11 protein-coding genes and 2 pseudogenes are annotated in these 12,856 nt (G+C 37.9%); 4 read left to right on the plus strand and 9 right to left on the minus strand.

The window, feature by feature from the left end:
• The 4 genes and pseudogenes from terL to AB6N09_RS01065 all read left to right on the plus strand — a co-directional run.
• A pseudogene (terL, locus tag AB6N09_RS01050) lies at positions 1–1,362 on the plus strand (phage terminase large subunit); the annotation flags it as partial.
• 227 nt (positions 1,363–1,589) lie between these two features.
• Entirely contained in the window at positions 1,590–1,772 is a 183-nt protein-coding gene (gene rpmF, locus AB6N09_RS01055) for a 50S ribosomal protein L32 (RefSeq protein WP_411131115.1), read from the plus strand.
• A 10-nt stretch (positions 1,773–1,782) separates the two neighbouring features.
• On the plus strand, positions 1,783–2,820 hold the full coding sequence (plsX, locus tag AB6N09_RS01060; protein WP_411131173.1) for a phosphate acyltransferase PlsX: 1,038 nt from the start codon (positions 1,783–1,785) through the stop codon (positions 2,818–2,820).
• Positions 2,813–3,793: a beta-ketoacyl-ACP synthase III gene (locus AB6N09_RS01065; RefSeq protein ID WP_411131116.1), complete on the plus strand. Its 981-nt coding sequence runs from the start codon at positions 2,813–2,815 to the stop codon at positions 3,791–3,793. The genes plsX and AB6N09_RS01065 overlap by 8 nt, the downstream gene beginning before the upstream one ends.
• Positions 3,794–3,808: 15 nt before the next feature.
• Here the strand turns inward: AB6N09_RS01065 and AB6N09_RS01070 are convergent, their stop codons facing one another.
• The 9 genes and pseudogenes from AB6N09_RS01070 to tatB all read right to left on the minus strand — a co-directional run bounded on the left by AB6N09_RS01070 (position 3,809) and on the right by tatB (position 12,853).
• A complete protein-coding gene (locus AB6N09_RS01070; protein WP_411131117.1) occupies positions 3,809–4,177 on the minus strand; it encodes a hypothetical protein in 369 nt (122 codons plus the stop codon).
• A 122-nt stretch (positions 4,178–4,299) separates the two neighbouring features.
• The gene (locus AB6N09_RS01075; RefSeq protein WP_411131118.1) at positions 4,300–5,967 is read right to left on the minus strand and encodes a M24 family metallopeptidase; all 1,668 of its coding nucleotides are present in this window, start codon (positions 5,965–5,967) and stop codon (positions 4,300–4,302) included.
• A gap of 10 nt (positions 5,968–5,977) precedes the next feature.
• The gene (gene mnmG / locus AB6N09_RS01080; RefSeq protein WP_411131174.1) at positions 5,978–7,900 is read right to left on the minus strand and encodes a tRNA uridine-5-carboxymethylaminomethyl(34) synthesis enzyme MnmG; all 1,923 of its coding nucleotides are present in this window, start codon (positions 7,898–7,900) and stop codon (positions 5,978–5,980) included.
• Positions 7,901–9,453: 1,553 nt separating this feature from the next.
• Entirely contained in the window at positions 9,454–10,053 is a 600-nt protein-coding gene (locus AB6N09_RS01085) for a hypothetical protein (protein ID WP_411131119.1), read from the minus strand.
• A gap of 232 nt (positions 10,054–10,285) precedes the next feature.
• Positions 10,286–10,657 carry an ankyrin repeat domain-containing protein gene (locus AB6N09_RS01090; RefSeq protein WP_411131120.1) on the minus strand — a complete coding sequence of 124 codons (372 nt, stop codon included), beginning with the start codon at positions 10,655–10,657 and terminating at the stop codon, positions 10,286–10,288.
• A 6-nt stretch (positions 10,658–10,663) separates the two neighbouring features.
• A complete protein-coding gene (locus AB6N09_RS01095) occupies positions 10,664–10,816 on the minus strand; it encodes an ankyrin repeat domain-containing protein (RefSeq protein WP_411131175.1) in 153 nt (50 codons plus the stop codon).
• Positions 10,810–11,049 (minus strand): annotated as a pseudogene (locus AB6N09_RS01100) (ankyrin repeat domain-containing protein); the annotation flags it as partial. The pseudogene AB6N09_RS01100 and the gene AB6N09_RS01095, both read right to left, overlap by 7 nt.
• Positions 11,050–11,196: 147 nt before the next feature.
• Complete coding sequence (locus tag AB6N09_RS01105) at positions 11,197–12,585, minus strand: PleD family two-component system response regulator (protein ID WP_411131121.1); 1,389 nt, start codon at positions 12,583–12,585, stop codon at positions 11,197–11,199.
• Positions 12,557–12,853 (minus strand): Sec-independent protein translocase subunit TatB, encoded by a 297-nt coding sequence (gene tatB / locus AB6N09_RS01110; RefSeq protein WP_411131122.1) that lies wholly within the window; start codon positions 12,851–12,853, stop codon positions 12,557–12,559. Before tatB ends, AB6N09_RS01105 begins: the two co-directional genes overlap by 29 nt.
• Positions 12,854–12,856 lie beyond the last annotated feature (3 nt).

A 12,856-nucleotide genomic window follows, 5' to 3' on the forward strand; every position in this document is an offset into this window, starting at 1 on the left:
CCAGTGAAGTGAGGCGCATAATATTCAATATGCCGCCGCGCTCGATGAAGTCCATGTGCATCAGTGTTGCATGGCCCGTGCGGATACTGGGCAATCAGCCAACTGCAAGGATAATAGTTGCAAGCTATTCTCGGCGGCTTAGCGAAAAGCACTCGCTCGATACAAGGTGTATAATGCAGTCTGGTTGGTGTAAGGAGTTATTTCCTGGGGTAGAACTATCCAAAGAGCAAAATACTAAATATAAGTTTCAAACAGGGCAGAGAGGATACAGAATTGCAACATCTGTTGGAGTGACATTGACCGGTGAAGGCGGTGATTTCATCATTGTGGATGATCCACTGAGCTCCACTCAAGCTTTGAGCAAAACGCTTAGAAACCGTGCTACAAAATGGTTTGACCAGACTTTAGTAAGTAGGCTCAACAATAGAAAAAAAGGAGTCATCGTTCTTGTGATGCACAAACTCCACCTGGAAGATTTGACCGGCCACCTTCTTTCCAAACCAAAAATCATATGGCACCATATTCGTTTACCAATGATGTCTGAAAATAAGGAGGTTATCTATTCAGTTAAAAAGACAGCGCCTACTTTTTTTTGTTCCTGTCATCCAAGTAACTAAAAATGGGCACACCAGCAATAAACGCTGAGTTCCAGGGTCAGCTACTTACATAACACCACCTGCAAGGATATACTCAAGAGAAGAAGATAAGTTGCTATACCCCCTAGATGGAGGAAAAGAAGAAGTTGAGATGATAAAGGCTGAACTTGGGAGTTACGCTTTTGCTGCTCAATATCAACAAAACCCTCTACCGCTTTCAAGTGGTATACTCAAACTAGAGTGGCTGAAGCGCTATAGAAATTTTCCTGATGACCTCTCGCATGTAACCCAAAGCTGGGACACTACGGTTTCAACAAGCAACTCTAGCAACTTCAGCGTCTGCACCACTTGGACAAAAGCAAGCAATAAGTTTTATTTACTCGATGTATATCGTGCAAAACTCGAGTACCAAAAGCTTAAAGAGCAAGTTCTGTCACTGGCTGCAAGATGGACACCACACGCAGTTTTGATCGAAGCAAAAACGAGTGGTCAACAATTGGTGCAAGAGCTAAAAGCAAGCAGTGAGTTGCCAATCATTGAAATAGTACCATATGATGACAAACTTGCCCGATTCCACCAGATTGTTCCGATTATAGAGTCTGGAAAAGTTTTTCTGCCGCACCAGGCGATACGTCTCAATGATTTTGAGTATGAGATTTTAATGTTTCCAGAAGCACATTACAATGACCAAGTTGACAGCACCGTGCAATACCTACAGTGGATCAGAGAAAGCACCTCTCGGGTCGCAGCTATACGCACATTGTGATTTGAGCCTACCAGAAGACACCGTCATCCTGCAGCGACTCGAGATATTTTGCTATGCTCATCTGCGTTTCTCCTAAACCATAATGCAAGAGGTCTTTTGACTGAGATACCCAGTTTAAAGCTTAGGAGCATAGATAAACCTTACTTATTTTACTATCACTGTTTACTTCTTCTAAAAAACATGTTACTAGTAAACTGTAGGATTTTCAGTAGATAACGGAGGAAATTTTGGCAGTTCCAAAAAGAAAAAAGTCAAAGTCAAGGCGTGATATGCATCGTTCTCATCATGCTGTTCAGCCTAAGAACATTGTGGTATGCCAAACAACTGGGGAGTTTATGTTACCTCACAATATAGCAGTTGATGGCAGTTACAAAGGAAAACGGGTTTTTATCAAACAACAGGCAGAATAACTATCATGATATGTTACCAACAGTCAACAATAACATAGTCATTGCACTTGACGCTATGGGAGGTGATTTTGCACCTCTCTCAGTGATTCAAGGTGCTAGTTTTTTTTTAGATAACCTTGTCGACCCAGGTATTAAAGTTTTTTTTCATATTTATGGGGATCAAAAAGAAGTATCTCCTTTGCTTGCGAAATATAAGAAGGTAAGTAACGATTCTGAGTTTACTCACTGCTCTGACAATGTTCTTGCAAATGATAAGCCATCTTTTGCACTGAGGCATCGTAAAGACTCAAGTATGAAAGTGGCTATTGAGGCAGTGAAAGAAGACAAAGCTTCTGGGATAGTGTCCTCAGGCAATACCGGAGCGTTAATGGCAATTTCCAGATTTGTTTTAGGAACATTGCCAAACATTTATCGTCCCGCTATCGTATCTGTTTGTCCAACTAAGACAAAAAGCTTTGCACTGCTTGACCTTGGTGCAAATGTTGATTGCAATGCTGACTCACTATTTCAATTTGCATTAATGGGGAGTATATTTGCAAAAATAGCATTAAAAATTGACAACCCTGAGGTCGCTTTGCTAAATATTGGTACGGAAGAAGTTAAAGGCAATGACTCAGTACGAGGAGCCTTTGAGTTACTCAAGAATACTCCAAGTATTAACTTCAAAGGATATGTAGAGGCAAGTGAATTTTTAGAGGGTAATATAGATGTGATTGTTGCTGATGGTTTTGTTGGCAATGTAATGCTCAAAACGGCTGAGGCAACCGCTAGTACTTTCATTAATCTAATAAAAAAGGAGGTATTAAACTCATGGACAGCAAAAATGCTTGTTGGCATATTGTTGAAACCCAAGCTAAATAAAGCATTAATGCGTTTTAATCCTAAAATTAGAAGTGGCGCTATGTTTTTAGGGCTAAATGGTATTATCATTAAAAGTCATGGAAATTCTGATGCTATTTCTTTTGCTCATGCTATAAAATTTGCAGTAAACACCATTAGTGAAAATTTAAACCAGAAGATAATTAGTGAGGTAAGTCACGTTGAATAAAAGTTTTATATTAAGCACTGGATCTTGCCTGCCAAAAAAAACATTGAGTAATGACGAAATTGCACTAATGGTTGAGACAAGTGATGAATGGATCAGACAGAGAACAGGAATAACTCAAAGGCATATAGCAGACGAAGGAGAATTAACATCAGATCTAGCTGTCAGTGCAGCAAAAAATGCTATAGAAAAAGCTCAAATTTCAGTGGATGAAATTGGTTTAATCATAGTGGCAACAACAACACCTGATAAAACTTTTCCTAGCTGTGCAACTATTGTACAAAGTAAGCTAAAATGCAAAAACGCATTTGCCTTTGATGTGCAAGCGGCATGCTCTGGTTTTATATATGCAATTACAATTGCTGATTCGCTTATAAAAGCTAACAATAGAATTAAATATGCACTGGTTATAGGTGCCGAAATAATGTCTAGAATTGTTGATTGGAAAGACAGGTCAACTTGTGTACTCTTTGGTGATGGTGCCGGTGCGGTGGTAATAAAATCTGCGGCACATTGCAATGAAACAGCAGAGCACTACACAAGGGGTATAATATCAGCTAACCTATATTCTGATGGCAATGTAGATGTATTGTGTACAAATGGAGGAATATCTTCAACTGGTGATTCTGGAAAAATATGCATGAATGGAAGAGAAGTGTTTAAATGTGCAGTGGATAAGTTAACAGCCTCAATAGAAGAAACACTAAGATGCAATAATTTGAAAATTGCTAATATTGATTGGCTGATTCCCCATCAAGCAAACATCCGTATCATTGAAGCTATAGTAAAGAAATTAGATTTACCTATGGAAAAAGTAGCTAATACAGTTGATCAACACGCAAATACTTCAGCAGCATCGATCCCGCTAGCAATTGATTATGCAATACAAGAGTCAAAAATAAAACCAGGGAGTCTGGGATTACTGACTGCAATAGGTGCAGGTTTAACCTGGGGTTCCGTGTTGCTGCGCTACTGACAACTTCAGCTATTACTACTTGCTACTTTCAATTTTCTCTATCAATTTCTTGACCAAACCTCTCAGTTTTCTACTGGATTCATCAAGCTCTTGAATCTGCGAGTTATCCTTTTTCATGAGCTCCTTATAATTACCCTTTATGTAGTCAATCATCTCCTTTATCTGAGCAATCATCTTGTTAATATCCATACTGCCTAAACTAGGTATCATGTCAGGCATAGCTCCGTCTAACATACCACCAGCCATAAGCTGCTGAAACATTTGCATGAATGGCCTTAAGGTCTGATTAAGCAATTCAGGATCCTTAGCTAATTTTTCTATTTGCTCTTTGCAATTATCCATATACTGCTTCATAAATTCATCGCCTTGCGCTTTACCTGTCATAATTACACCTACTTAAAATACGTATTTTCTATTATATATCTTTCTCAAATTAAAAACAATACAAAATGCCAATCGCAGCTACATTAATACTTTGTTAAACAATGAAAATGCTGCTCTTTGGCTCATAAAGAACTGCATACTCCCTTTAACCACTCCTTATCTTTAACACTGTTTTCTAAGTTTTTATAGACAAATTGATGGTAGCTATTTATCCACTTAATTTCATCTTGGGCAAGTATTTGCACGTCTATTAACCTTCTATCATATGGAATGGAGGTCAATTGTTTAAAGTTTAAGAAGCCGTTTTCTTGCCTTTCAACATACATCAGGTTTTCAATTCTTATTCCATACTCTCTTGGAATGTAATAACCAGGTTCATTGGAAAGTATCATCCCTGGCATAAGTTTTACTTTATTTCCTTTTGATATTGCCTGTGGCCCTTCGTGCACTGATAGATAACTTCCCACTCCATGCCCTGTACCATGCATATAATCTATTCCAAATTTCCATAAGTGAATACGTGCCAGGATATCCAATTCTCCACCAGTAGTGCCAAGAGGAAAGACGGCATTTGCCACAGCAATGTGAGCTTTGAGTACTATCGTATAGTGGGCTATTTGTTCATTGGTTGGATTGCCAATTGCTACAGTTCTTGTAGCATCGGTTGTACCATCAAGATATTGGCTACCAGAGTCAATCAAGTATAGTCCATCTTTCTGAATTGCCTTATTCGTCTGACTACTTGCACGGTAATGAATAATTGCTCCATTTTCATTAAATGCAGAAATTGTTGGAAAACTTGGTTGCTTAAACAAATCCTGCTCTTTTTTGTATTCTAAGAGTTTTTCTTCAGCGTTAAGTTCGGTGATTTCATTGCTAATATTATTTTTAAACCAACATAGAAAATTTGTAACTGCTACTCCATCTCGGATATGTGCGTTTATAGCTCCAGTTATTTCAATTTGATTTTTTACTGCTTTATGAATCAAGCAAGGATCCTCTCTTTCAACTACCTGCTTATTTTGTATTACAGTCATAATACTCATTGGAGTTGTGCTTGGATCTATCATTATCGAATTTGGCTTGCGCAGCGAACTTTCCAGTTCACTGACATCAAAAACATTTATATGGTTATCCAAATTTGCTTCTATAGTTGAATGTTCTTTGTCTTGAACAAACAAATCAACATTGCCGCTTTTATACAATACGGCGCGGCCTAGTATACATGGAGTATATTTAGTATTTTCATTTCTTAAATTTAATAACCACGAAATTGAATTTGGATCAGTCAAAAGCACTGCCTCAACTTCTTTATCTATGCTTTTAGTGACTTTTTCACATTTATTCTTATTACTTTCACCGGATGAATGCGAAACTATCTTTTGTTCTCTACGACTAATTTCTTTTTTAATTGAATAGGGTACCAATTTACAAATATCTTCATATTTTCTTATCTCTTTTACGGTAAAATATTGCAAATAATAACCTAGTGAGGTGGTCAATGTTAAGTTTGCTTTTACCCATTCGCGTGGATCCTCTTCTTGTATATTATATAGTTGAAAACTACCCTGATCGAGCTGATTGCGAGCTTGTGTGATATAGCGTCCATCCGTAAAAAATGGGCACTTGTTGTCTTTTGTAACGATAAGTAGCCCATTTGTTCCTGTAAAGCCACATAGCTTTGTTAGCTCCTCTGAATACTCATTTAAATATTCGTCTTTAGTATGCAACATAAACGCATCAACATTTATTTCGCGCATAAAAAAACGAAACTCTTCTATTTTTGACATAATATTACCTTTACGCAGAATTAGGAGCTGCTTTTATCTTCCTATTTCTCAAATACACCAATATGCTAACTATTGCTGCTGGAGTGATGCCTTGTATTTGTTTTGCAATGCCGATTGTTGCTGGTTTTATCGCCTGCAACTTTTCTATTACCTCACTTGATAAGCCTTTAACTTGTGAATAGTTGAAATTTATTGGAATTTGAGTGTTAATTTCCTCTCGTAGAAACTTCATATCTGCTTCTTGTCTTACTAGGTAAGGCTTGTATTTTGCTTCAATTGCAATTGCTTCACGCACTTCATTTTTAGCTGTATTATACGTTTTGGTATTATTCAGGCACGTGATGCTGTTTAACTCCAGCCATATTTCTTGTAATTTGTTCCAATCAATATTGGGGTAGCTAAGTAGATCCAGCGCTGTTTTTCTTATTCCATCATAAGATATTTTAATACCATAGAACCTGAGCTGCTGAGGAGTAATTTTTAGGCTCTCCAACTTCTCTTCAAGCTGTTTAATGGATTTAAGTTTATTCTGTAAAACAGAGTTCCTCTCATATGACACAAGAGAAATGTCATAACCTTTTTGTGTGAGCCTCCTATCCGCATTATCTGACCTGATTGCTAGCCTATATTCTGCACGTGAGGTGAATAATCTGTAAGGCTCGTTTACTCCTTTGGTGACCAGATCATCTATCATTACGCCGATATACGAATCTGTGCGGTGAAGAACAAAGCTTTCTTTTTTTTTAGATGTAGAGAGTGCTGCGTTGACTCCGGCAATAATCCCTTGCCCTGCCGCTTCTTCATATCCGGTGGTGCCATTAATTTGGCCGGCAAAATATAGACCTTTAATTTTCTTAGTTTCGAGGGTATGAAATAGCTCTCGTGGATCAATATAGTCATACTCAACCGCATATCCAGGTCTTAATATTTCTGCGTTTTCAAGCCCTTTGATACTTCTTATCATTTTATGCTGCACTTCGATGGGCAATGAATTTGAAATTCCGTTTGGGTATACAGTATCATCATCGAGCCCTTCTGGTTCTAGGAATATTTGATGACTATTTTTTTCTGAAAATTTTTTAACTTTAGCTTCAATAGACGGGCAGTATCTTGGTGCAACAACATCATCTAAATATGAAGAAGCTGACCTGTGAAGATTCTCTCGAATTATTCTATGTGTATTTTCATTAGTATGAGTAATGAAACATGAAACCTGAGGTTGGTTAATTTTCTCTGTGAGATAAGAAAACGGTGCAGGTGGATTGTCGCCCACTTGCTCTTGCAATACTGGCCAATTTATAGTGCCACGATCGAGTCTCGGTGGAGTTCCAGTGCGCAGCCTACCTAGTTTAAAATCATATTTCTTCAGCGTATTTGCAAGCCCTACTGCAGACTTATCCCCCATTCTTCCTAAAGGGGTTGTTTGTTCTCCTATATGAACCACACCACACAGAAAAGTCCCTGTAGTTAGAACGACTTTGCTTGTTAATATATGTTCCCCTGAGCTTGTTATTACAGCTTTGATGTGCGGTTCTCCGTTGCTATTACTTTCGATAAGGAAATCATCAACTGACTCTTCTTTTACGGTCAAATTACTATAGTTTAGAATGATCTCCTGTATTGCTTGCTTGTATAATTTTCGGTCTGCTTGTGCTCGTGGTCCCCATACTGCTGCGCCTCTGCTGCTATTTAGAACGACCGAGTGTATACTTGCTTGATCGATTGCTCTTCCCATCATGCCATCAAGAGCATCAACTTCTCTGACTACAGCACCTTTTGCAACTCCTCCAATTGCTGGATTGCAGGACATTTCTCCTATAGTTGAAATTTTATGGGTTATAAGTAGCGTGCTTGCACCAAGGCGAGCTGCAGCTGAAGCTGCTTCACACCCTGCATGACCGCCACCTACTACCACTACATCATATTTATGCATGCTTTCTTGAGTAATTCCTACCATACTAATATTCCAATTATTAGTGGTTAATGTCAAATTTTACGGTATCTGTTATCTCAACGCTGCATGCACAATCGTATGAACATTTGTTCCAAAACAGTGTATGTAGAGGGTTTTGCCTCAAACACAAGGTATTCCAATCCTCGCTACACAAGGAACGAGCGTACAACAGTGGAAAAAGCTACCCAATAGCAACAAAAAAACTACTTGACAACCTTCGCCGTTACCCTTACCATAGTACTGAAGTTATTATTTATCTTCAGTCTGCGCAGATTAAATGACAAAAAAACTTAGCATATTTGGTGTCTCATATTTAATTTTTTGCACTATGTGTGCTGCATGTCTTTTTAAAACTTCTGGTTTTTTATCTATACAAGCTGAAACGCGCTTATAAGTCGTTTAAAACATCAAAAAACGCCAATGTTATAAGATAGATAGTGAATAACTAGCTACTCGGTTTTTTTGCCTTTTTTCCCGCTTAGTAAATTTCTTAAATATTTATTATTAAAGTAGTATCCTAGATCCCAGTATCGAGTACTGGGATGACAAAAAAGGCTACTTGGGTGACGCAATTGTAAAATGAAATGAGATTCCAGCGTCGCGTGCTGGGATGACGGGAAAAGTGCGCTTAGATGATACCCATAACTTTGTCATTCCAGCGCGTGAAGCTGGAATCTAGGAAAGTTTGCTTGCTCACAAGCAAACTAATTTTGTGAACATAGAAAGTAGCTAATCTCAATTTAAAACACACCATTTAATCATTATGGAAAGACTGAATCCCAGTGTCGGAGCACTGGGATGAGTGTGCCGTAGAAGCGGTAAGCTGAAGCTGCACAATAGATGAGCCTCGGAGCTGATTTACAAGAGCAGGCTTCAAACAACCATAAGCTGCTTTGGTAAAGAGCCAAGGTAGTGAGCGTTATGGAAAAGGTGCAATTATGCGTCATGTGTGAAATAGAGAGGCGAATGAAAATGAACCACTGAAGAAGTGTCGAAAGGCTTTAGACGACGTCAAAACCAGGGGTTTCATCCTAACCTGGGATAAATCTACAGGAAACTTGTTTACTGGGTAGGTGGCGTCCGGCATAGAGGTGGCGCGAATCTATTTTTGGCTATTGTGTAGAACTACGGGAACCTGTCGTTTCGATGATAAGGTAGGAATCCAAGAAGCTAAACTTCAAGGATGAGAGTACCGATGCGGAAAACATGGGAGGATCAGTTTGTAGTAGTGAAGAAGTCTCTGTAATGGAGATGGAGAGAAGGGACTGAGTCATTTGGATTTTAGTTATTTGTCAACCGAAATGGGAGGAGCAAATAATTAAGGTAGGTCTTTGATGTAAAGGCTAAAAATGACAAGAGCTCTGTGAATCGAGAGGTTCATGCACAGTTCTGTGAGGTGCTGGTGGGGAAGTTCCACCGGTCTACTCGACCAAGAAAAGGCTACCTGGATGACAGGAGAGAGTGTCATTTCAGCTAGCATCAGTTTCCCGGCGCACTTGCTCTCATTGGTTGATTACTTATTGTTATACCACTTAAATAAGGTTCAGGCTTATTACATGTCTTGCACGCTTCCTCGCATCTCTAATTTCACTACTTGAACCTTCAAAAGGGATTAATCTTGTTGCTTGTATTACCTCTTCCACATTCTTGCTACTTTTCAAGTGACCAAGATATTCTCTAGCTGTCATACTTATTTCTTTTTTATCTAGATGATCTTGGAATTTTTTGCTACTTAGATTCATATTAACATTGATAAGTACCGGCAGGCTACCTTCTACATTAATTTTAGTTCCGAAGTCATATAACTGTACTCTGGATATCTCTTGACCATTAACCTTAATAAGACCAAGCTCCTTATCCTGTTCTGCTAGAAGTTGACATTCTGTTTTAATTTCTTTCGCTAAGATTTGCTTATCTTCATTGAATAATTGGCTGTTACCTTTAGTAACATCAAAGTGTTTAATAAGCAAACCTTTTTTCTCTACTTTATAGCCAGCAGATTTTATTCCTTTTTCTACAACTTCAATAAGCTGATCGACATCCTTTAACCAAGAAACAAATGTTGCATTGCTGTCAAAGTAAGGATAATTATATCCTATTCTATAAATGGCAACAACGTGATTACTTGTCACTAAGTGAATGGCAAAATTACCTTTAATTCCGGCTATATAATTTGATAAATCACTGAATGTTTTGTAGCCCTTATTATATATTGAGTTTGAAGGTAGGCTATTTGTAGCAGGATCTAGCTGTCTTTCAAAGCTACTAAGTAATTTACTAAAAGCAAAAATCTCTCTTTCTTCCCTTTTAGATATTTATTTACCATGCGCTATACGCTCATAAATTTCAGCCGAAGTTTCTAGATTATTTAAAAATAGCTTGCCACTCTGTGATAATAAAGCCTGAGATAAGCCACGCGTGATAGCAGTACAACTTATCATTAATTTTAACGTTCCTTGCTTCAAAAGAAGGCAGATATAGACCTTGTTTTACTTGTCTTACATCTGCATTAGAAATACTATGTAAAAACTTTTCTTGTTGCTTTTTCTCAGAGTGTGTTGATAGTATAACACAGCTCTCATAAGGAGAAAGCAATTCTACAATACTTGAATGACCTTTCCTCCTGGCAACGTCGCTTGGTTTTTCACCACACTCATTCTTGATACCAGCATCAGCACCTCTTCTTAGAAGAAACTCTATAACCTCTCGTTGACCTTCTTGAGCAGCATAATGCAATGGTGTTCAGCCACCTTTATCAGGATCACTAACACTCATTCCTCGGTCGAGGAAAAACTCTACAACATCCTTATGCCCCCTTGCAGCAGCCACATGCAAAGCATTATCTCCATTAACATTTCTAGCATAAATATCTGCTTTTTTTTTGCTATAAGAAATTCTGCAACCTCTAGATGGCCTGCTTCAGCAGCAACATGTAACGGTGTAAAACCATTACCTCCAGGGTAGTTAATGCTTAGTCCTCGGTTAAGGAAAAATTCTACAACGTTCTTATGACCATTAAAAGCAGCAGCGTGTAAAGCTTTATTTCCATTAGCGCTTTTAGCATAGATATTAGCCCCTTGGTTAATGCGCCTTTTTAACCCTATCGAGATTGCCTTGCTGTGCAGCATCAAGTAATTCTTGATCAATTGTTCTCATAAACCCTCCAAAGTTGTTACTAAATTATGTAAATTCCACTGCCTATACCATAGATATTTTTTGTATGCAACAACTTTTTTTGAAATTGTGAGTTTGAATTGATGGTAACTTTTATGTTGTTACACTCTGAGCCAGCTAGTAACTACTCTATTTCTGCCACTATTTTTTGCTTTATATAGGTATCTGTCAGCGCGTACTATAAATTTTTTAATGTTATCAAGATCAGATTTTTGCATTTCTGCAATTCCAATGCTCACAGTCACACTATGAGTCGTGTTCTCGCCTGAGAGCACAAAAGGTTCTGTAGCGATAATTTCACGTATCCTCTCTGCAACAGTGTATGCATCTGATATATTGGTATCTGGCATTACAATAACAAATTCCTCACCACCAAACCTAGCTAGCAAATCCGTCACTCTGATATTTTCAGAGATTCTCTTCTGCATTTGCTTTAAAAGTTCATCCCCAGCACTATGCCCGAAATCGTCATTTACTACCTTAAAATAGTCTATATCAAGTATCATAAGAGATAACCTTCTGTCCTTCTCTACAGAATCTTTAACAATGTTTTTCAAGTGCGCATCAAAATATCTTCTGTTATAACAGTTAGTTAGCGGATCCTTTATAGACATTTCTGCATTATTGAACAAGTTCATTCTCAAGGCATCTTGATACCTCTTACGTTTCACTTGTAAATTAACTCTTGCTATTAACTCACTCTCGTCCAGCGGTACTGTTAAGTAATCGTTAGCACCCACGTTAAGCGCTTTTACTAAATTGTTTTTATCATAATCTTCAGAGAGAATCAGAATTGGCGTGTAACGTGTTTCTACTTTACTGCGAAACTCAGAACATAAACGTAGGCCATCAGTTTGCGAAAATTGCATGTCGGAAATAATCAGGTCGTAGTTATCCTCAATACCAGTTTTCGATGCCTCAGTTGGATCATTCAGCACTTTAATTGAACCAAAACGTTGACTCAGTACATTATATATCTGTTCCGCTTGAAAGACATCCTCATCCACAACAAGTATGTTAGCATCAAAAATCTGGTTGGAATAATCCATAATACTGCTTCCTGCTATCCCACCAATCTCAGCGTTAGTTTCTCCTCTCAAACGCAATTCATCTATTACCATCTTCAAGCGCGTGAGGGACTTGATTCTCGCAGACAGAGCAGTTTCATCTATTGGTTTAGTTAGAAAGTCATCTGCACCAGCATTAATGCCCTGCACTCTATCATGAGTGTCATGCAGCGCAGTCACCATAATTATTGGAATATGGGTTGTTAAGGGATCACTCTTTAAGCTCTTACAAACTTCAAAGCCATTTATTTTCGGCATCATGATATCGAGTAATATAATATCTGGCTGCTGCTTTGCTACCAAATCTATAGCTTCTTTGCCATCATGAGCTACGATAACTGTATAGTACTCTGCTTTTAGTCGAGCTTCTAAAAGCTTAACATTAGATAGTACATCATCTACTACCAGAATCTTTGCTGTCATTGCCTTTAGATGTATTATCTATATTATAACTAGCATAAAACTTACCATCTTTACCAACTATATAATTTACCTTTTCGACACTATACTTTTTATACAAATCTTCAATTCCGGCATCTTTTAACAATTTCCTAGTTCTCGACTTTGCAATCATAAAATACCTATATATATTCCTAATAAGGTCAATAAACGCAGGCATCTGATTCTTATCAAGAACAACTATACTCACTAGTGCTATAACTAAAATTTCTGAAAGACCTATATTGAACATTTT

It is taken from the genome of Wolbachia endosymbiont of Tettigetta isshikii (assembly GCF_041154185.1).
GTDB lineage: Bacteria > Pseudomonadota > Alphaproteobacteria > Rickettsiales > Anaplasmataceae > Wolbachia.

Bases quoted from the DNA above. Each gene is read 5' to 3' on its own strand.
- plsX (WP_411131173.1), top strand. From the start codon at position 1,783: ATGTTACCAACAGTCAACAATAACATAGTCATTGCACTTGACGCTATG.
- AB6N09_RS01075 (WP_411131118.1), bottom strand. From the start codon at position 5,967: ATGTCAAAAATAGAAGAGTTTCGTTTTTTTATGCGCGAAATAAATGTT.
- mnmG (WP_411131174.1), bottom strand. From the start codon at position 7,900: ATGCATAAATATGATGTAGTGGTAGTAGGTGGCGGTCATGCAGGGTGT.
- AB6N09_RS01070 (WP_411131117.1), bottom strand. From the start codon at position 4,177: ATGACAGGTAAAGCGCAAGGCGATGAATTTATGAAGCAGTATATGGAT.
- tatB (WP_411131122.1), bottom strand. From the start codon at position 12,853: ATGTTCAATATAGGTCTTTCAGAAATTTTAGTTATAGCACTAGTGAGT.
- AB6N09_RS01105 (WP_411131121.1), bottom strand. From the start codon at position 12,585: ATGACAGCAAAGATTCTGGTAGTAGATGATGTACTATCTAATGTTAAG.